Here is an 18,981-nt window from a genome sequence, read left to right as displayed (position 1 = left end):
CCGTCGTACCGCGCGGCAACGTGAGATGTGCCGTCACGCGTTCATCCGGCGCAGACAGATCCGCTCAGGCAACGCCTGCGCGCAGCAAGTCGTGGATATGCAGTATACCACTCGGCAAATCGAACTCATCGACCAAAAACAGCACGGTCACCTTCTGCGACTGCATGATTTCCATTGCCGCGCTTGCCAGTACACTGCTCTTGATAACCCTGGGATGGTGCGACATCACCGAGTCTACAGTTTCGAGAAGCAGATCGTGAGACATATGGCGGCGCAAATCGCCATCGGTAATTACGCCGACAAGTTTGCCGGAGGCGTCGGTAACTCCAACGACGCCGAAACCTTTGGACGACATCTGGATAACCGCGTCGCCCATCGGACTGCCGAGCGGCAGCAAAGGAATTGCTTCGCCATCATGCGCAAGCTCGTGGACGAGAAGCAGCTGCGAACCGAGCTTGCCGCCCGGATGAAACGTCTTGAAGTCCTGTGCCGAGAAGCCGCGCCTCTCAAGAAGCGCTATTGCCAGCGCGTCGCCCACAGCCAGCTGCAGCATCGCCGACGTCGTCGGCGCCAATCCGTGCGGGCATGCCTCCTGAACCTTCGGCAGAGTGATGGCGACAGTGGAATTGCGTGCAAGCACGCTTTCGGAGTTAGATGTGACCGCGACGATCGGAACGCTGAAGCGCTTGGCATAGGTCAGCATATTTCCGAGTTCGACCGTCTCTCCGGACCAGGAAAGAAGAATGAGCAGATCATCCGACGTGATCATGCCGAGATCGCCATGGCTGGCTTCCGTCGGATGTACGAAATAGGCGGAGGTCCCGGTCGATGCCATGGTTGCGGCGATCTTGCGGCCAATATGCCCGCTCTTGCCGATACCGGAAACGACCACGCGGCCGCGGCCGCGCGCGATCAGTTCGACGGCATCGACAAGACTGCGCGAAAGGATTTGATCGGCGGCAAAACAGGCAGCAAGCGCATTGATCCCATCGACGGCCGTGGCGATGGATCGTCCGATCGATTCAAACACGGTACGTTCTTCAGCGGTGTTCATATCGACTTGCCTGAGACCCATCATTGCCACTCCAAAACCATCATTGCGTATCCGGTTACAGCCGGAGCGCTTTCAGATCAAACCAAAACGGCTAAATTGCGCACTTTCCCGGCAATTCCGGCAAATCAGCACCATAAATGGCTTCCCGGAGTCAGCTGGCACGCTTTGGGACAAGTTCGTCTTCAGAAAGGATCGGCTGGCCGGGATTGCTGACGAAGGCTTCCAGCGTCATCGTGTCGAGAATATCAGCGATGGCATCGCGAACCGTCGTCATCGAGCGACGAACCTCGCAGGTGTCCGGATCGTTGCAATCATCACAGACCTCATAGGCCGTGCGGCTGGCACAGCGGATCGGCGCCAGCGGGCCGTCCAACGTGCGGACGACCTGGCCAATGCGGATTTCCGACGCGGGACGCGACAAGGAATAGCCGCCGCCCGGCCCCTTCTTCGAACGCAGGATGCCGGCGTTGCGCAATTCCAGGAGAATCGTGTCGAGAAACTTCTTCGGGATATTGTTGCGGCTTGCAATCTCGGTAATGAAAGCGGTCTCGCCCGGATCAAGCCGGGCCAAGTCGACCAACGCCTTCAATCCGTATTTTCCTTTTTTCGTCAGCATCGCAGTTCGCTCTTTTCACAAATAGGCGCTGAAAACGGCGCCTATTTGCCGATTGCCATTGTATAACCCGGCATATCACATGAGAAGCCGTGCCAATATACCGATTTAGTGAAAAGATGGCCGAACTGCGGTTTTCGCGCATATTTATGCTTACGCCGCAGCGTATGCCATCGATGTGTCTGCGGATTGCAACACGGGCCGCCGAACACTCTGCGAAACCATCAACTGACGTACCGCGGCCCTCGCCTCATCGGCTGAGCGGAAGTACCGCGAATCCAGATCCCAGACGGAATACTTCACTGCGACGAACTTCAACCTGTCCGCATCCGGGACGACGACACCGACGGCTTCTCCGCCGAACTCTATAACTTGCTTGTTCATGGAATAACGCTCCCGCCGCGCCCAGACGCGGATCATTCAAAATCGTGCATAAATTCAAAGAAGGACTGCCTGGATTCACATTCGCCAGAAGATGCGAATGCAATGGTCTTTCGTTGCGCGACAATAGGAACGCATGCCTTGGAAAGCAGCGATGCGGGCATTGTCAGACATGGCTCTCTCCTTCGGCAAAGGCCCGGTCGGATGCTTTCCGGGCGGGGTTACAAGCTTCCGTTCTGCTTCATCCAGCAGCGGACAATCACAAAATAGAGTAGACCACCAATTTAGTCAACTAAAATTGGCGTTATGCGAAAAATAATACTCTTTCGTTCGCCATTTTGGTCAAATGAAGCAGAAGATATTCGATAACTGCGACATCTTAGAACGACGATCTAATTCAGAGCGCCGCCCCGCGTTTGTTCGCAGACGATATGTAGCCCCTTCATGGGACAAAAAAAGGGCAGCCGAAGCCGCCCTTTCAATTTCGCTGCATCGCGGCTGATCAGCTCTTGGCCAGTTCGGTCCCCGGAGCGCGGGTCGCCTCGCGGTCCTTCCACCAGCGGCTGAGGAAGAGCAGGATCGGCCCGCCGATATAGATCGACGACGTCGTTGCGACGATGACGCCGAAGATCATCGGCCAGGCGAAGCTCTTCACCGCATCGCCACCCCAGATCGCCATCGGTACAAGCGAAAGCGCCGTTGCCATCGAGGTAAAGATGCATCGTGCCAGCACCTGGTTGATCGACATGTCGATCAGGTCGGAAAACGGCATCGACTTGTACTTGCGCAGGTTTTCACGCATGCGGTCATAGACCACGACCTTGTCGTTCACCGAATAGCCGATCATCGTCAGAAGGGCGGCGATGGCCGTCAGGTTGAAGTCGATGCCGGTCAGCGCGAAGAAGCCGATCGTCTTGGTGATGTCGAGCAAGAGTACTGCGATTGCGCCGACGGCAAAGTGCCATTCGAACCGCCACCAGATGTAAAGCAGGATCGCCAGCATCGCGAGCGCCACGGCAAGAAAGCCCGAGCGGGCAAGTTCGGCCGAGATCGTCGGGCCGACGACTTCTGTACGCTCGAAGCTCACATCCGGAATGACCTGGACCACGCCTTCCTTGATCTTGTTCAAGGCAACGGTTTGCTCCTGTTCGCCGCCCGGCTGACGCTGGACGCGGATCAGCACGGATTGATTCTGGCCGAACTCCTGCAACGCCACTTCGCCAAGGTTCAGCTCTTCGAGTTCGCCGCGAAGCTTCGGCAGATCGAGCACGGATTTCGAAGTCGCCTCCACCTGGATGCCGCCGACGAAGTCGATGCCGTAATGCAGGCCCGGCGTGAAGAACAGAATCACCGAGCTGATCGACAGGAATGCCGACATGCCGATGGCGACAAAGCGCCCCTTCATGAAGGAAATCTTCGGCAGATGCGGCACGCCGCCGAACAGCGACGGGATTTCCAGCTTCTTCATCTTTCGGCGAACAACCACTTCGCGCATCGCCAGACGGACGACGGTGATCGAGGTGAACATCGAGATGACGATGCCGAGCATCATGGTGATGGCGAAACCGCGAACCGGGCCTGTGCCGAACATGAACAGGAGGATGGTGCCGGACAGGGTAGTGACGTTACTGTCGATGATGGTGGCATAGGCCTTGTTGAAGCCAATATCGAGCGCCTTCATCGCCCCTGCCCCGCCTTCCGTTTCCTCTCGGATACGGGCGTTGATCAGGATGTTGGCGTCCACCGCCATGCCGATACCGAGGATGATACCGGCGATACCGGGAAGCGTCAGCGTCGAGCCGAGCATGCCGAGTACGCCGATGGTCAGGATGGTGTGCAGCAGCAGGCCGAGATTGGCGATCATGCCCCAGGCGCCGTAGAGCAGAACCATCAGCGTGACGACGAGAGCAAAGCCGGCAAGACCGGTATAGATGCCCATGCGGATGGAGTCGGAACCGAGATTCGGACCGACGGAGCGTTCCTCGATGATGGTCAGCGGTGCCGGCAGGGCGCCGGAGCGCAAGAGCGCCGAAAGAACCGTTGCTTCCTGGGCGGTGAAGTTGCCACTGATCTGGCCCTGGCCACCGGGGATCGGTTCGTTGATACGCGGCGCCGTCAGGACCTTTCCATCCAGCACGATGGCGAAAGGCAGACCGACATTGTCGCGGGTGATTTCGGCGAACTGGCGTGCGCCCTGGCTGTCGAAAGTGAACGAAACGATCGGCTCGTTGGTCTGCTGGTTGAAGCCGGCCTTGGCATCGGCGAGGCGCTCGCCCGAAATCGCCACGCGGCTTTCGACCGCATATTTGGCACCGTCATTGGCACCCGGCAGGATGTCGACGCCGCGCGGCGGTGTCGTCGTGTTCGGATCGACCGAGGTGTCGACCATATGGAAGCTCATCTGCGCCGTCGAGCCGAGCAACTGACGCAGGCGCGTCGGGTCCTGCAGGCCCGGCAACTGGACGAGAATACGGTCCGAGCCGACGCGCTGGATCAGCGGTTCGGCAACGCCGACCTGATCGACGCGGCGGCGGATGATTTCAAGACTCTGATCGACGGCAGCGGTCATCCGATCGCTCAGACCCGCCTCCGTGAGTTTCACCGTGATCGTGTCGTCGACCGTCGAGACTTCGATATCGGAGTTTGCACTGCCGAAACCGAGCGTACCAACCGGGGCTGCAAGCTCCTGGATCTTCGGCATGACCTTGTCGCGATCCGCCTGATCGGCGATCTTGACGGCAATCGCGTCGCCGGCGATGCGGGCCGAGGATGTCGGCAACCGCTCGGCGCGAAGCGCACCGCGAATATCATCGAGAAGCGTGTTGAGACGAGCCTGACGCAGGCCGGCCGCATCGACTTGCAGAACAAGATGGGACCCGCCCTTCAGGTCGAGCCCGAGCGTGACCGGCTTGACCGGGAGGAAAGAGGCATATTGCTGCTGGATGGCCGCCGGCAGAATATTGGGAAGCGCCGCGAGTATCCCGAAGAGGGTAATCGCGACATAGGCCAGAACGGCCCATTTCGAAGTGCGCATGTTGATGTTCCATTATAGCCCACGTCCATCCGGCAAAGCCGAGGATCGCGGGTGTGATGCGTCAAGGAAAATTGCGCCGACGCGCAAGGGCTGCCTGCAAGGACAGCAATCAGGCGTCAAGCACCGGAGGCCCGCGAACACGGACAACATCGCCGCGTCCGCCTAGGGCGACGGCTTGAGAAAAAGCCGCGACGGGCATGCCGCCGTAGGATACCGCCACCATCAAGACTGCGGCAGGCAGGACGAAGGGACCGGGTCCTCCGGGAGAAGCCTTGCCATCCGCGCGATCCGTGGTGAACCGCAGATCGGCCACCGGAAACGCGCGCATGACATGCCGCGAGAGGGTCGTATCGGAGGTGCCGCTCTCGGGAACCGCGAAGTTGCCGGCGCTCTGCTGCGTCGAGAACCGCGACGTGAACCCTTGCGCCGAGGCGACGAACTGCATCGCAAGCGCGGCAGCCAGAATCCAGAGCACGGCAAAAAGCCTGCCTGCCTGACTGCGATCGATGCTGTTGCCGTTCATGCCCATTGAGGACATCGTCCTTCCCGTTGGCGGGCTGCTTGCACTGCAGATCACCGAACTGCACGCCGATTCAGCGCGCAAGCGGCCCTAAGAACCATCGCCCGCCGCCAAAGTCAAATCTTACCATCAGACATACCCGTTGAACATCCTGATCGGCAGCGGGCTCAAGCCGTCACGCCCGCGGTCCGCGTCTGGTGGATTTCGATCAGCGATGGACCGCCGCGTTTGCGGGCCTCGGTCAGTGCCGCCGCGAGATCGCCGGCTTTCGAGAGCCGCACCGCCGGCACGCCATAGGCTCCGGCTGCCAGCAGGAAATCCGGCGCGGACGGTTTGACGCCCTCCGGCGTGATGCCGGACTCGACCATGTAGGCCTCGATCTCCTGATAGCCATCATTGTTCCAGACCAGGAAAATAACATTGGCATTGATATCGGCGGCAGATCCCAATTCCGCCAGCGAAAACTGGATGCCGCCGTCGCCGACAAGGCAGATGACCGGCTTGTCCGGATCGGCCACGGCCGCACCGACAGCCGCCGGCGGCGCATAGCCGAGCGCACCGAAACCGGTTGCGGAGTTGAACCAGGACTTTGCCCTCGGCGCATCGCAATAGAGGTTGCCGGCATAGACAGCTTGCGTGGAATCGCCGACGATCACGCAGTCCGGCAGGGCCTGATAGATCGCGTCGATCACCGCGATTTCGGCCCGCATCTTTGCGGTCAGTTCGGCCATCGCTGCCTTGCGCGTGGCCGCCGCCCGTTCCTTGGCCTTCTCTGCCGGCTTGGCCGTGAGGAACACGAGAATGCCGGAGACCGCAGCCTTGGCGCCCGACAGGATCGACAGCGCCGCATGCGGCCCGCGCGCCAGCTGTGCCGCGTCGATATCGGTGCGGATCAGATTGCCGAGGATCGGAAAGCCACCGTCGGCGTACATGTCATAGTCGGTCTGGCCCATTTCCGTGCCGAGCGCGATCACCAGATCGGCATCGGAGACCAGCGAGCGTACGGCCTTGAGGCTGGGACTTGCGGGAACCCGCAGCGGGTGACCCGCGAGCATGCCGCGCGCATTAACGGTCATGACGACAGGTGCGCCGATGCGCTCGGCCAGTTCCTGGATCTCCGCTTCAGCCGTGATGGCACCGCCACCGCAGATGATCACAGGGCGGCGGGCATCACCGCAGAGAATGGCCGCCTTCTGCAAAGTCTCGGCATCGGCCCTTGGCCGTGTCGCCGTCGCTTTTCTGAGCGGTGGTGCAGCAATCTGCGCCGTCATGACATCGGTCGGAATTTCGATATGCACCGGCCCCGGCCGGCCGGAGGTGAGGATGGCGAAGGCGCGCTCAACGACGGGCGCCAGATCGGCCGGGTTGAGCAGCGTCTGCGAATAGAGCGCCAGCGTCTTGATCATGCCGTGCTGGTCCGGCAGTTCATGCAGCAAGCCCCGGCCATGGCCGAGCGAATCGCGCCGGTTGACGCCGGAAATCACCAGCATCGGGATCGAATCCTGCCGCGCCTGCGCCATCGCGGTGATGGTGTTGGTCAGCCCCGGGCCGGTGATGACCAGCGCCACGCCCGGCTTGCCGCTGACGCGGGCATAGCCGTCTGCCATGAAGCCCGCTCCTTGCTCGTGGCGCGGCGTCACATGGCGGATCTTCGAGGCGGCAAGGCCGCGATAGAGTTCGACCGTGTGCACGCCGGGAATGCCGAAGACGACTTCGACGCCGTTGGCTTCGAGCAGATCGACCAGCACTTCGCCGACGGTTTTCATAGCCTCGCTCATGCCCGGCGCTCCTTTGGCGTCAGAAGCCGGATCGCAAGCTTGGTGATCCGGGCGCAGGCTTCCTGGATCACGGTGTCCGGTACAGTCAGGCTGACACGCACGAAAGAGGCTGCCTCCACGCCGAAGGACGATCCCGGCATCACCGCGACATGTTCCTGTTCCAGCAGCATCCAGGCAAAGGCCTCGCCCGTCAGGCCGGTGCCTGCCACATCGATAAGGGTAAACATGCCGGCTTCGGGCGGCAGCGGCACGATCCCCGGCACATTCGAGAGCCCCTCGACGATCAGGTCGGCCCGGGTCTTGTAGGAGGTGCGCATGGCAGCGGACGTGCCGATATCATGCGTCAGCGCATAAGCGGTCATGTCGGCGATGAAGGGCTGGACGCCGAATAGCATGGTTTCCGATACCGGCAACAGACGGCTGGCGAACTCCACCGGGCCGACGGCCCAGCCGCTGCGGAAACCGGGAGCGGCATGCGACTTGGAGATCGATGACACCACAACCGTACGCTCGGCCAGTTCAGGATCGTCAAAGGGCGAGGCGAACGGGCCGTTGAAGATCAGTTCTTCATAGACTTCGTCGCAGACGATCCAGAGATCGTGCTTCCGGCAGATGTCGCCGATTGCCTTGATCTCGTCCGCCGTCAGCACGGCACCGGTCGGATTGTGCGGCGTGTTGAGCAAAAGCACCCGGCATTTCGGCGTGATCGCCTTTTCGAGATCAGCCGCCTGCATGTGAAACCCATGCTCCGGCTTCAACGGCACCGTCACCCGATGCGCGCCGGTCGACTGGATGACCCCGTCATAAGTGGCATAGAGCGGGTCGCCGACCAGGACGCCATCGCCTGCCTCGACGAGCCCGAGCATCACGGCGAACAGTGCCGTCTGCGTGCCGGGAAAGCACAGCACGTTTTCGGCCGTGACATCGGCACGGCGCCTGGTGTAGCGGGCGGTCAGCGCATTGACCACCGATGGCTCGCCGCGGCCGTTGGAATAGCGGTAGCGCCCTGCATTCATCGCCCGCTGAGCCTCGGCGATCAGTAGGGGATCCGTCGGCATGTCCGGTTCACCGATGGTTAGCTGGATGACGTCGGTTCCACTTGCCTGCATCTGCCGTGCGCGAATATGCAATGCCCATTTCTCGGAACCGAGATCGGCCAGTCGGTCGGTGATCGATGAGTAACGCATGGCTATCTCCTGCCCTTAAACTAAATTGTTGCGGCATCCTTGGCGCGTGCCTGCGCGTGCGCGGTGCCTGTGTCTTTAATCCCTGCCAAGCGACAGGCCGAGCAGCGCCTCGATCGACGACAGCGCGATCGCCACCAGTTCGGCCTCTTCGAAAAGCTCGCCGGCAAGGCAGCCTTCCAGCCACAGGCCGTCGATCATGCCGTTGATGGCGATCGCGTGACGGCGGCAGTCGCCTTCATCGGCGGGGCGTCCCTCCGACCTTAGAAAATCGCCGATCAGCCCCTGCAGATCGTTGCGGAAGCCGAGATAGCCTTCGCGGTGGATGGCGGCAAGCTCCTGATCCAGCCGGACCTGGCTGATGAACGAGGCCCAGAGCGACAGGCTGCGGCCGTTGGCGACCGGAGCCGTAAGATTGAGCGTGATAAACTGCCGCAGCCGCGTTTGCGGATCGCCGGCGATATCGGCTGCCTTGGCGGCGAAGGTGGCGAGAACCGAACGATAGGCCTCCTCGACCATCTGGTCCTTGGAATCGAAATAGTGCCGCACCAGCCCCGCCGTCACGCCGGCCCGGATGGCGATCTGGCGCACCGTGGCACCCTTCAGACCAAGCTCGGCGATCGTATCGAGGGTCGCCTCGATCAATTCCTGCCGCCGCTCCCCCTCCGGCGCGCGATGGAACGTCCGGCGGTTCATGCGGCTCGCCGCAGAACCGGCCGAGTCAGGCAGGTCGGGCCGCCCTCGCAGGCGATGCACAGCGCATCGGCCTCGAAGGTCTCGACCTTGCAGCCGGCCGCTTCCATCGCCGCCTTGGTCTTGGGAAAGCCGGCGACCATGATCACTTCGTTCGGCCGGACCGGCAGCACGTTAAGGCTGAGGCCGTTGCTGGCATGGAATTCGTCGGCGGGCGCCTCGATCAGGGTGATGCCCCATTCCTTGAGCAGTTGGTAGAACGAGGCCGGCAGCAGCGGCGCAAAGACGAGCGCCAGATCACGCGACAGCGGGCTCATCACCGACATCAGATGCAGGCAGGCTTCCTCGCCATGCCAGAGCGGCAGATCGTAGCCGAGTACGGTGATGCCATGCGGATCGAGCATTTCGGTCAGCTGCGATATGCCCTCCTCGTTGGTGCGCACGCCGCGGCCGACGACCAGAGTCTCGGCATCGAGCCAGATGCAGTCGCCGCCCTCGACCGTGCCGGGCGAAACGATACGACCGAGGATCGGGATGCCGGCCTTCTTGTAGGCGGCCTCATGCAGCGCCGTTTCCTTTTCGCGCAGCGGCTTGCCCATGCGCAGGAGAATGGCGCCATGGTTGGACATCAGCGACGGATCATGGGTGAACATGGCATCGGCCAGGCCGTCGCCCTTGTCCTCCAGCCAGAGGATTTCGGCACCGGACTTTTCCACAAGGCGCGCGAATTCCGCATATTGCCGCACGGCCTTCTCGCCGTCGAAGGTCGGGCCGTAATGCCATTTCGCAGGATCGGCGGAGGCAAGGCTTTCGCCCGGCCGGCGCATCAGCACGCGCGTCAGATTGGCCGACATCTCCTGCGAACCATAAGCCGTCATCGTCTACTCCTGCTGTAAATTTGATCATGTGGCGGGGCTGCCAGAAAAAGCAGCGTTGATGCTATTATACGGTTGAATAATTTCCACACAAGTGCAACGATGGCTTTCATGGAACAGCGTGACAGGCAAAAATGCCGCACGACAGACAAATCAGGGGAACTGTTTTCATGCGTTCAGATTTGGCGACCTGTCTCGACGGGACAGATTTTTCATGACGGAACCAGCCCAGGCGATTGCGGTCACTGACCTCCACAAACGTTTCGGGCCGCTCGAAGTGCTCAAGGGCGTTTCACTGACCGCCAACGAAGGCGACGTCATCGCCATCATCGGCGGCAGCGGCTCTGGCAAGTCGACCTTCCTGCGCTGCATCAACATGCTGGAACTGCCGACCTCCGGCTCGGTGACCATCCATGGCGAAACGATCGCCATGAAGAATGACGGCCATGGCGGCCTGATGCCTTCGGACCGCAAACAGGTGCAGCGCCTGCGCACCCAGCTCGGCATGGTGTTCCAGAGCTTCAATCTCTGGCAGCACATGACCATTCTCCAGAATGTCACCGAAGTTCCGATTCATGTTCTCGGCAAATCGAAGGACGAGGCGATCGAGACCGGCGAAGCGCTGCTGCGCCGCGTCGGCCTGTTCGAGAAACGCGATGCCTATCCGGCCTTCCTGTCCGGCGGCCAGCAGCAGCGCGCGGCAATTGCGAGAGCGCTGGCGATCCAGCCTCTGGTCATGCTGTTCGACGAGCCCACCTCGGCGCTCGATCCGCAGCTCGTCGGCGAAGTGCTGACCGTCATTGGCGACCTCGCCCGGGAAAAGCGGACGATGATCCTCGTCACCCACGAAATGAAGTTCGCCCGCAAGGTCGCCAACCACATCGTCTTCCTGGCCGAAGGCGTCATCGACGAACAGGGAACGCCGGACGAGATTTTCGGCAATCCCCGTTCGGAACGCCTGAAGAAATTCATCAGCTCCATCCACTAAAACCAAAAAAGGGAAACAGCATGAAAAAGACGCTCAAGACTATCGCCCTGTCGCTCGCCCTAGGTATTGCCGCTGTCGGCGCCGCTTCGGCCGAACCGGTCAAGGTCGGCTTCGCCGCAGAACCCTATCCGCCCTTCACCTCGCCGGATGCCTCCGGCAACTGGGAAGGCTGGGAAGTGGAGTTCCAGAAGGCCATCTGTGCCGAAGCCAAGCTCGACTGCGTGATCACACCCGTCGCCTGGGATGGTATCATTCCGGCGCTCACCTCGAAAAAGATCGACATGATCATTGGCTCGATGACGATCACAGAGGATCGCCTGAAGACCATCGATTTCTCCGATAAATACTACAACACCCCGACCGGCGTCATCGGCGCTAAGGGTGTCGAACTCAAGCCGACACCGGAAGGTCTGGCTGGCAAAGCGATCGGCGTTCAGGTTTCGACCGTTCACCAGGTATACGCGACCAAGCATTTCGCGCCGGCTGGAGCCGAGGTCAAGGAATACCAGACCCAGGATGAAGCCAACCAGGATCTCGCCGCCGGTCGTCTCGACGCAGTTCAGGCCGACACCATCGCGCTTGATGCTTTCCTGCAGAGCGACCAAGGCAAGGAATGCTGCGACTACAAGGGTGACGTCGCGCAGGATGTTGCCGTTCTGGGACCGGGCGTCGGCATTGGCATCCGCAAGGGTGAGGACGAGCTGAAAGGCAAGCTCAACGCCGCGATCAAGGCGATCCGCGCCAACGGCACCTACGACACCTTCTCGAAGAAATATTTCGACTTCAACATCTATGGCGAGTGATGGGATGCGATGAGGCGGCCAGCAAAGGCCCCTCATCCGCCCTATCGGGCACCTTCTCCCCGTCGAGACGGGGAGAAGGGACAAGCGGCAATCTCCGTCATCCCCTCTCCCCGCCTGCGGGGAGAGGGTTAGGGTGAGGGGCCAACGCAAAGATAAAGATCGAGGTCCATGGCCGATCCTGTATCCTTCATCAACTGGAGCCTGCTGGCACTCGAACCGCCCGGATGGGGCGGTGTCCTCCTGCGCGGCCTCCTAAATTCGATCGAGATCGCCATCGGCGGATATACGTTCGGCCTCGTTCTCGGCATCGGCGGCGCTTGCGGCAAGCTCTACGGCGGCCCGATCACGCGCGACCTGATGGAATGCTACACGACGATCGTGCGCGCCGTACCGGAACTGGTTCTGATCCTGCTTCTCTACTACGCGGGCACCGACGCCCTCAACTATGTCCTCGCTCTCGTGGGGATCGGGCAGGTCGACATCAGCGGGCTGGTTGCCGGTATTTTCGTCATCGGCGTGGTGCAGGGCGCCTATACGACCGAGGTACTGCGCGGTGCCATCAAGGCCGTGCCCGCCGGACAGATCGAAGCGGCGCGCGCCTATGGCATGTCACCTTACAAGGTGATGACCCGCGTGACCCTGCCGGCGATGCTGCCCTATGCCATTCCCGGCCTGTCCAATCTCTGGCTGATCGCCACCAAGGACACGGCCCTTCTCGCCGTCGTCGGCTTCTCCGAACTGACGCTGGTCACCCGCCAGGCAGCGGGAACCACCAAGGCTTATCTGCTGTTCTATTGCGCCGCCGGAGTGCTTTACCTGGCGCTGACGCTGGTTTCGGATTTCCTCATCAGGATCATCGAGCGCCGGGCGCGGCGCGGCTTCGTGGAGCAGTCATGACCGACACGACGCCCCCCGATGTCACGACACATGCGATGGCGTTCACGCCGGAAGACCTTCCGACGCTACGCAGCTTCTTCAAACCGCACCGCATCGTTCTCCTGCTCATCGCCGCTGCGCTTATCTTCTGCATCGTCTGGTTCATGCGCTGGGACTGGCTGCCGCAATACCTGCCCAGGCTCGGCCACGGCATCCTGATCACGCTCGCCATGCTGTTCAGCACCGCGATCCTGGGCTTTCTTCTGGCCGTGCCGCTCGGCCTTGTTCAGGTGACCGGCCCCTGGCCGTTGAAGGCGCTCGCAAAAGGCTTCTGCACCGTCATTCGCGGCACGCCACTCTTGCTGCAGCTCTGGCTTCTTTACTACGGGCTTGGCTCGCTGTTTCCGCAATTTCCAGCCATCCGGCAATCCTTCCTGTGGCCATATCTGCGCGAATCCTGGCCGTACGGCGTCGCGGCGCTAACCATTTCCTTTGCGGCCTATGAGGGCGAGGTGATGCGCGGCGCTTTTGCCGGTGTCCCGGCAGGCGAAATCGAAGCGGCGCGTGCCTATGGCATGAACCGCTGGACATTGTTTCGCCGCATCTGGCTACCGCGCGCCATCCATCGCGCCCTGCCGACACTGACCGGCGAAACTGTGCTGCAGTTGAAGTCGACGCCGCTGGTGGCCACCATCACCGTCATCGACGTCTATTCCGTCATTTCCAAGGTGCGGCAGGATACCTTCATCACCTACGAGCCGCTGTTGCTGCTAGCGATGATCTACATGTGCCTGACAGGCATTCTTGTCATAACCTTCCGCTACCTTGAAAATCGCATACCAACCCGTGGTGCCTGACATGACCTTGAACGTGAACCTGACCAATTCCATGCCGGAACTGGTCGCCATCCGCCGTGACCTGCATGCCCATCCGGAACTGGGGCTTGAGGAGGTCCGCACCTCCAGTTTCGTTGCCACCTGTCTTGAGAGCCTCGGCTACACCGTGACGCGCGGGCTGGCCAGGACCGGGCTCGTTGCCACGCTGAAGAACGGTACAAGCAGCCGCTCGATCGGTATCCGCGCCGATATGGATGCCCTGCCGATCTTCGAGGAAACCGGCCTCGACTATGCGTCGAAAACCCCCGGCCTGATGCACGCCTGCGGCCATGACGGCCACACGACGATGCTTCTGGGGGCCGCCCGCGCCATTGCCGAGCGCAAGAATTTCGACGGCACCGTTCACCTGATCTTCCAGCCGGCCGAGGAGAATTTCGGCGGTGCCAAGATCATGATGGACGAAGGCCTGTTCGATCGATTCCCCTGCGACGCCGTCTTTGCGCTCCACAACGAGCCCGGCCTGCCCTTCGGCCAGTTCGCCTTCAGGGAAGGTCCGATCATGGCGGCCGTCGACGAGGCGAGGATCACCGTCCACGGCCTTGGCGGCCACGGCGCCGAGCCACAGGAAACCGCCGACCCGATCGTCTGCGGCGCTTCGATCGTCATGGCGCTGCAATCGATCGTGTCGCGCAACATTCATCCGATGGACCCGACCGTCATCACCGTCGGCTCTTTCCACAGCGGCTCCGCCAGCAACATCATTCCCGAACGCGCCGAGATCGTCGTCGGCATCCGCTCCTTCGACCCCAAGGTGCGCGACGAACTGGAGCGCCGCATCCGCCTCGTTGCGGAAAACCAGGCGCAAAGCTTCGGCATGAGAGCGACCGTCGATTATCAACGCAGCTATGACGCGACGATCAACCACAAGGCGGAAACCGATTTCGTGCGTGATCTCGCCGTACGCTTCGCCGGCGCGGAGAAAGTCGTGGATCTCGAACGCCCGTTCATGGGCAGCGAGGACTTCGCCTATATGCTGAAGGACAGGCCGGGCACCTATTTCTTCCTCGGCTCCAGCGTGACCGGCACCGAAAAGTCGCTGCATCATCCCGGCTACAATTTCAACGACGACCTCCTGCCGATCGGCGCCGCCTTCTGGACGGAGCTGGCCGAAGCCTATCTCGCCCGGGCCTGACAGTTTCCAAAACGAAAAAAGGCCGCAGGAAGGGACATTCCTGCGGCAAGTCGGGACAGTCTTCAGGCAAACTTTGGCTGCAGGTAAACTTGGATATCAGGCGAACCTGATCGTCGAAACGATCAGTCGAAGTAGCGCACGTTGCTGAGCGCGGCAAAGCTGTAGCCGGTATCGCGGCGCTTCATCACCGAGGCCTGACGGTGATCGAGCACGAACTCGCCGCTCGACGTGGTGATCACCAGAACCGAATGGCTGCGGCCTTCCGGCGTCACGACGCTGGCGACGCGCAGGGCGCCTGCCGGCAGACCGGCACGGATCAGATGGCTGCGCTTCATCATCGCATAGTCGTCGCTGGCGCCCGACAGTGGGGTCAACGACAGGAATTCGCGGCGTGCCCGGATATCCGGCATCACCCGATTGACGGTGCGGTTGACAGACGCGAGTACGGTCCGCAACTTGCTCGTATAGGCAACGACGTTGCGGCTCGAGGTGCGGCATTCGTTGCCATATTGCAGGCAGAACAGCTGGTAGGAAAGCTTGGCGCGCTCGCTGAACTCGACATTGCGCACCGGCATGGTAGCGCTGATGGAGCGGGCGGCGGAAGAAATGCTCATGGCCTGCGACGGTGCGACTGCCGTAGCGGCGATACCGATCGACATGGCGATCGCAACAAAAATTCGTTTCAACATAACCCTGTCCCTGGTTCCGTTCCGCTCGCCTGCCCCTGTCCGGGCAGCGTCGGTTTTTTGTGTGCCGGATTCATTCCGGGCGCCGGGGAAAGCATCATGCAGCGGAACCGGTTGGCCGGCTTCGTTCTCCGATGAGAGGACCATAGTCGGGACAGTTTGCGGGCCGCTTAAATCGATATCTACAATTTTACGCAATTCGCACTTTTAACAAAATCCGATTCAAATCAGCCGACAAGTTGATGAAAAGGCGAACCGCCTCGCCGCGTGATCTGCCGGATTCAACTTTGCCGCACGCGGGCGATTGTCGCAGTGTGACATTATGGTTGCAGCGATGTCATTGACCTTTCGCGCAAGTACAGCAGATTAAGTCGCAGGGTTCAGGCGCCGAGGATATCCGTTAAGGCCGGGGACAGGCCACAATGGATGGAGAGACCGCAAGGCGACCCCCCTGAAAGGATTGTGCCGTGTTCGAGAGCCTTGACGCGACGTTGCTCGCCCGTATCCAGTTTGCCTTCACCGTGTCGTTTCACATTATCTTCCCCGCCTTCTCCATCGGCCTTGCGAGCTATCTCGCGGTGCTGGAGGCGCTGTGGCTGTGGAAGAAGGATCAGGTCTACATGGACCTGTTCAATTTCTGGAAGACGATCTTTGCCGTCGCCTTCGGCATGGGCGTCGTCTCGGGCATCGTCATGTCCTACCAGTTCGGCACCAACTGGAGCGTCTTTTCCGACAAGGCCGGGCCGGTCATCGGACCGCTGATGGGTTACGAAGTACTGACCGCCTTCTTCCTGGAAGCCGGCTTCCTTGGCGTCATGCTGTTCGGCCTCCACCGTGTCGGCCCGAAACTGCATTTCCTTGCCACATTCATGGTCGCCTTCGGCACGCTGATCTCGGCCACCTGGATCCTTGCAGTAAATTCCTGGATGCAGACGCCCGCCGGCTTCGGCATGAACGAGGCGGGACAGTTCATTCCGCTCGACTGGTGGAAGGTGATCTTCAACCCGTCCTTCCCCTACCGCCTGGTGCATATGGTGCTTGCCGCCTACCTTACCACGGCCTTCGTCGTCGGCGCGGTCGGGGCCTGGCACCTCCTGAAGAACACCGCACCCCGACGTTCGCGCACCATGTTCTCGATGGCGATGTGGATGGCGACGATCGTCGCGCCGATCCAGATTCTTGCCGGCGACTTCCATGGCCTGAACACGCTGGAGCACCAGCCCGCCAAGGTCATGGCGATGGAGGGACACTACCAGAGCCATCCGGACGGCGCGCCGCTGATCCTGTTCGGCATTCCCAACACCGCCGAAAAACGCATCGACTACGCAATCGAGATTCCCAAACTCTCCAGCCTCATCCTGAAACACGACCTGAACGCGCCTTTGGCCGGTCTCGACACTATTCCCGACAATCTTCATCCACCCGTCGCGGTGGTGTTCTGGTCGTTCCGCGTCATGGTCGGCATCGGCTTCGCCATGCTCGGCATTGGCCTCTGGAGTCTTTGGTGTCGGTATCGCGGCACGCTCGACAGCAGCGACTGGCTGCACCGCGCCGCCGTCTTGATGGGCCCTGCCGGTTTCGTCGCCGTACTCGCCGGCTGGATCACCACGGAAGTCGGCCGCCAGCCCTATACGATCTACGGCCAGCTTTTGACGGCGGATTCCATCTCGCCGGTCGCGACCCCCGCCGTCGCCGCCTCGCTGATCGCCTTCATCATCGTCTATTTTCTCGTGTTCGGCGCCGGCACCTTCTACATCCTGCGCCTGATGAAGCGCCTGCCCCGCGATCCGATGCCCGATCTCGAAGACGGACCGATCAGAACCGCAGGCATCACCCCCGGCCCAGCCTCCGGACACACGCATGGGAGCGCGCATCATGGCCATTGATCTTCCCTTCATCTGGGCCGCCATCATCGCCTTCGCGGTGCTTGCCTATGTCATCCTCGACGGCTTCGATCTCGGCATCGGCATCTTGTTTCCCTTCTTTCCGGAAAAGCGCGACCGCGATGTGATGATGAACTCCGTCGCTCCCGTCTGGGACGGCAACGAGACCTGGCTGGTGCTGGGCGGCGGCGGCCTGCTTGCCGTCTTCCCGCTCGCCTATTCGATCATCCTGCCCGCCCTTTACGCGCCGATCATCGCCATGCTGCTCGGCCTGATCTTCCGCGGCGTCGCCTTCGAATATCGTTGGCGCACCAAGCGCGGCGAGTTCCTGTGGAACTGGGCCTTTGCCGGCGGCTCGATGCTTGCCGCCTTTTCGCAAGGCATCGCGCTGGGCGCACTGGTGCAGGGTATCAACGTGGTCGATCGCGCCTATGCGGGCAACTGGTGGGACTGGCTGACGCCGTTTTCCGTGGCCACCGGTTTTGCCATCCTGATCGGCTACGCCCTGCTCGGCTCGACATGGCTGATCATGAAGACCACCGGAGACCTCGCCGAAAAGGCGCGCTGGATCGCGCTGCGCACCTGCTTTGCCACCATCGCAGCCATGGGGATCGTCAGCCTGTGGACGCCGTTCCTCCGGCCCATCTATCTGGAACGCTGGTTCAGTTGGCCGACCGCCATCTTCAGCGTCGTCGTACCGGTTCTGGTGCTGGGCTGCTTCGCGCTGCTTCTCACAGGCATTCGCGGCAAGCGCGATGCGCAGCCGTTCCTGGCGGCTCTCAGCCTGTTCGTGCTCGGCTTTGCCGGCATCGGCATCAGCTTCTATCCCTTCATGGTGCCGCCGTCGGTGACCATCTGGGATGCCGCGGCGCCGGATTCCAGCCTTTCCTTCCTGCTGTGGGGTGCTCTCTTCCTCGTGCCGATCATCCTGATCTATACCGTCTATGCCTATTGGGTGTTCCGCGGAAAGGTCGATCCCGAGGAGGGCTACCACTGATGGCAACACAGAACAGCCTGCCGAAAAAGCTCCTGTGGTTCGTCGGCCTCTGGTTGCTGGGCGTGCTCACGGTCACCCTTGTCGGCTTTGCCATCAAGCTCTCGCTCGGCGCCTAGAGCGCTTCATATTCAAACGGAAGCATTCTGCCGGAAGGAATTTCGGCCAGGACCAAGGCGGTTGGCGAAGAGCGCAGCAGAAGCTGCGGTCGAGACGGCAGCCGCCGGTAATGGCCGAAATTCATCCGGCCCAAAGGGTTGGCTGAAACCGGCCGTCCGCAGCGTCGGCCGGCTTGTACGATGGGCCTGGCATCGCCCTGCGCCGACCTTCTCGCGGCCCGGCCGGTTTGAGCCAACAGAATTGCTTCCTTTTGAAGATGAAACGCTCTAGTGCGCCGGGCCAAACCTCTCCGAATGCAAAGCCTCGCTCAAGTTTCCCGCGTTATTTCTAAAGCACACATCAGCAGGCAATGGCTTCCAGCGGGAGACAGGACCGCACCCTCCTCCGCGCAGAAGGTACTTGCCTGCTGATGTGACCATTTTCCGATTGCGCTGCTCGCGGTGGCGTTTCGGCAAAGACCGCTGATGTCAC

The 18,981-nt window shown here is 61.3% G+C and carries 17 protein-coding genes; 7 read left to right on the top strand and 10 right to left on the bottom strand.

All coding sequences use genetic code 11. The features are described 5' to 3' along the window. Positions 1–64: 64 nt before the first annotated feature. The 9 genes from J2Z75_RS08665 to J2Z75_RS08625 all read right to left on the bottom strand — a co-directional run bounded on the left by J2Z75_RS08665 (position 65) and on the right by J2Z75_RS08625 (position 10,135). On the bottom strand, positions 65–1,078 hold the full coding sequence (locus J2Z75_RS08665; RefSeq protein ID WP_209850510.1) for a KpsF/GutQ family sugar-phosphate isomerase: 1,014 nt from the start codon (positions 1,076–1,078) through the stop codon (positions 65–67). 127 nt (positions 1,079–1,205) lie between these two features. Then, positions 1,206–1,670: an RrF2 family transcriptional regulator gene (locus tag J2Z75_RS08660; protein WP_209850507.1), complete on the bottom strand. Its 465-nt coding sequence runs from the start codon at positions 1,668–1,670 to the stop codon at positions 1,206–1,208. Positions 1,671–1,820: 150 nt separating this feature from the next. After that, entirely contained in the window at positions 1,821–2,051 is a 231-nt protein-coding gene (locus J2Z75_RS08655; protein WP_209850505.1) for a hypothetical protein, read from the bottom strand. A 499-nt stretch (positions 2,052–2,550) separates the two neighbouring features. Next, entirely contained in the window at positions 2,551–5,082 is a 2,532-nt protein-coding gene (gene secD / locus J2Z75_RS08650; RefSeq protein WP_209850503.1) for a protein translocase subunit SecD, read from the bottom strand. A gap of 109 nt (positions 5,083–5,191) precedes the next feature. Next, positions 5,192–5,620: a hypothetical protein gene (locus J2Z75_RS08645; protein WP_209850501.1), complete on the bottom strand. Its 429-nt coding sequence runs from the start codon at positions 5,618–5,620 to the stop codon at positions 5,192–5,194. A 149-nt stretch (positions 5,621–5,769) separates the two neighbouring features. After that, positions 5,770–7,380 (bottom strand): 5-guanidino-2-oxopentanoate decarboxylase, encoded by a 1,611-nt coding sequence (locus J2Z75_RS08640; protein ID WP_209850499.1) that lies wholly within the window; start codon positions 7,378–7,380, stop codon positions 5,770–5,772. Continuing rightward, positions 7,377–8,567 carry a pyridoxal phosphate-dependent aminotransferase gene (locus tag J2Z75_RS08635; RefSeq protein ID WP_209850496.1) on the bottom strand — a complete coding sequence of 397 codons (1,191 nt, stop codon included), beginning with the start codon at positions 8,565–8,567 and terminating at the stop codon, positions 7,377–7,379. The genes J2Z75_RS08640 and J2Z75_RS08635 overlap by 4 nt, the downstream gene beginning before the upstream one ends. A 75-nt stretch (positions 8,568–8,642) precedes the next feature. Further along, positions 8,643–9,260 carry a TetR family transcriptional regulator C-terminal domain-containing protein gene (locus tag J2Z75_RS08630; RefSeq protein ID WP_209850493.1) on the bottom strand — a complete coding sequence of 206 codons (618 nt, stop codon included), beginning with the start codon at positions 9,258–9,260 and terminating at the stop codon, positions 8,643–8,645. Then, positions 9,257–10,135, bottom strand: coding sequence for a dimethylarginine dimethylaminohydrolase family protein (locus J2Z75_RS08625; RefSeq protein WP_209850490.1), 879 nt, complete (start codon positions 10,133–10,135; stop codon positions 9,257–9,259). The genes J2Z75_RS08630 and J2Z75_RS08625 overlap by 4 nt, the downstream gene beginning before the upstream one ends. 211 nt (positions 10,136–10,346) lie before the next feature. On the opposite strand from J2Z75_RS08625, the gene J2Z75_RS08620 reads away from it, so the two are divergent. From J2Z75_RS08620 to J2Z75_RS08600, 5 genes are all read left to right on the top strand, one after another. Next, the gene (locus tag J2Z75_RS08620) at positions 10,347–11,120 is read left to right on the top strand and encodes an ABC transporter ATP-binding protein (protein ID WP_209850487.1); all 774 of its coding nucleotides are present in this window, start codon (positions 10,347–10,349) and stop codon (positions 11,118–11,120) included. 20 nt (positions 11,121–11,140) lie between these two features. Beyond that, positions 11,141–11,923, top strand: a complete 783-nt coding sequence (locus J2Z75_RS08615) for a transporter substrate-binding domain-containing protein (protein ID WP_209850484.1) — start codon at positions 11,141–11,143, stop codon at positions 11,921–11,923. A gap of 168 nt (positions 11,924–12,091) precedes the next feature. After that, complete coding sequence (locus J2Z75_RS08610; protein WP_209850481.1) at positions 12,092–12,820, top strand: ABC transporter permease; 729 nt, start codon at positions 12,092–12,094, stop codon at positions 12,818–12,820. After that, complete coding sequence (locus J2Z75_RS08605) at positions 12,817–13,656, top strand: ABC transporter permease (RefSeq protein WP_209850478.1); 840 nt, start codon at positions 12,817–12,819, stop codon at positions 13,654–13,656. The genes J2Z75_RS08610 and J2Z75_RS08605 overlap by 4 nt, the downstream gene beginning before the upstream one ends. A gap of 1 nt (position 13,657) precedes the next feature. Further along, positions 13,658–14,827 carry a M20 aminoacylase family protein gene (locus tag J2Z75_RS08600; RefSeq protein WP_209850475.1) on the top strand — a complete coding sequence of 390 codons (1,170 nt, stop codon included), beginning with the start codon at positions 13,658–13,660 and terminating at the stop codon, positions 14,825–14,827. Positions 14,828–14,949: 122 nt separating this feature from the next. Here the strand turns inward: J2Z75_RS08600 and J2Z75_RS08595 are convergent, their stop codons facing one another. After that, positions 14,950–15,516 carry a transglutaminase-like cysteine peptidase gene (locus tag J2Z75_RS08595; RefSeq protein ID WP_209850471.1) on the bottom strand — a complete coding sequence of 189 codons (567 nt, stop codon included), beginning with the start codon at positions 15,514–15,516 and terminating at the stop codon, positions 14,950–14,952. A gap of 464 nt (positions 15,517–15,980) precedes the next feature. Here J2Z75_RS08595 and J2Z75_RS08590 point away from each other — a divergent pair, with 464 nt between their 5' ends. After that, complete coding sequence (locus tag J2Z75_RS08590; protein ID WP_209850468.1) at positions 15,981–17,399, top strand: cytochrome ubiquinol oxidase subunit I; 1,419 nt, start codon at positions 15,981–15,983, stop codon at positions 17,397–17,399. Beyond that, positions 17,389–18,393, top strand: coding sequence for a cytochrome d ubiquinol oxidase subunit II (gene cydB / locus J2Z75_RS08585; protein WP_209850465.1), 1,005 nt, complete (start codon positions 17,389–17,391; stop codon positions 18,391–18,393). The genes J2Z75_RS08590 and cydB overlap by 11 nt, the downstream gene beginning before the upstream one ends. The last annotated feature ends 588 nt before the right edge of the window (positions 18,394–18,981 follow it).

It is taken from the genome of Rhizobium herbae (assembly GCF_017873135.1).
Classification (GTDB): domain Bacteria; phylum Pseudomonadota; class Alphaproteobacteria; order Rhizobiales; family Rhizobiaceae; genus Pararhizobium; species Pararhizobium herbae.
This window is presented reverse-complemented; position numbering and strand designations above follow the sequence as displayed.

Coding starts and splice junctions, on each gene's coding strand:
- J2Z75_RS08640 (WP_209850499.1), bottom strand. CDS start 7,380: ATGAGCGAGGCTATGAAAACCGTCGGCGAAGTGCTGGTCGATCTGCTC.
- J2Z75_RS08615 (WP_209850484.1), top strand. CDS start 11,141: ATGAAAAAGACGCTCAAGACTATCGCCCTGTCGCTCGCCCTAGGTATT.
- J2Z75_RS08645 (WP_209850501.1), bottom strand. CDS start 5,620: ATGTCCTCAATGGGCATGAACGGCAACAGCATCGATCGCAGTCAGGCA.
- J2Z75_RS08610 (WP_209850481.1), top strand. CDS start 12,092: ATGGCCGATCCTGTATCCTTCATCAACTGGAGCCTGCTGGCACTCGAA.
- J2Z75_RS08600 (WP_209850475.1), top strand. CDS start 13,658: ATGACCTTGAACGTGAACCTGACCAATTCCATGCCGGAACTGGTCGCC.
- J2Z75_RS08605 (WP_209850478.1), top strand. CDS start 12,817: ATGACCGACACGACGCCCCCCGATGTCACGACACATGCGATGGCGTTC.
- J2Z75_RS08625 (WP_209850490.1), bottom strand. CDS start 10,135: ATGACGGCTTATGGTTCGCAGGAGATGTCGGCCAATCTGACGCGCGTG.
- J2Z75_RS08620 (WP_209850487.1), top strand. CDS start 10,347: ATGACGGAACCAGCCCAGGCGATTGCGGTCACTGACCTCCACAAACGT.
- secD (WP_209850503.1), bottom strand. CDS start 5,082: ATGCGCACTTCGAAATGGGCCGTTCTGGCCTATGTCGCGATTACCCTC.
- cydB (WP_209850465.1), top strand. CDS start 17,389: ATGGCCATTGATCTTCCCTTCATCTGGGCCGCCATCATCGCCTTCGCG.
- J2Z75_RS08630 (WP_209850493.1), bottom strand. CDS start 9,260: ATGAACCGCCGGACGTTCCATCGCGCGCCGGAGGGGGAGCGGCGGCAG.
- J2Z75_RS08665 (WP_209850510.1), bottom strand. CDS start 1,078: ATGATGGGTCTCAGGCAAGTCGATATGAACACCGCTGAAGAACGTACC.
- J2Z75_RS08595 (WP_209850471.1), bottom strand. CDS start 15,516: ATGTTGAAACGAATTTTTGTTGCGATCGCCATGTCGATCGGTATCGCC.
- J2Z75_RS08635 (WP_209850496.1), bottom strand. CDS start 8,567: ATGCGTTACTCATCGATCACCGACCGACTGGCCGATCTCGGTTCCGAG.
- J2Z75_RS08660 (WP_209850507.1), bottom strand. CDS start 1,670: ATGCTGACGAAAAAAGGAAAATACGGATTGAAGGCGTTGGTCGACTTG.
- J2Z75_RS08655 (WP_209850505.1), bottom strand. CDS start 2,051: ATGAACAAGCAAGTTATAGAGTTCGGCGGAGAAGCCGTCGGTGTCGTC.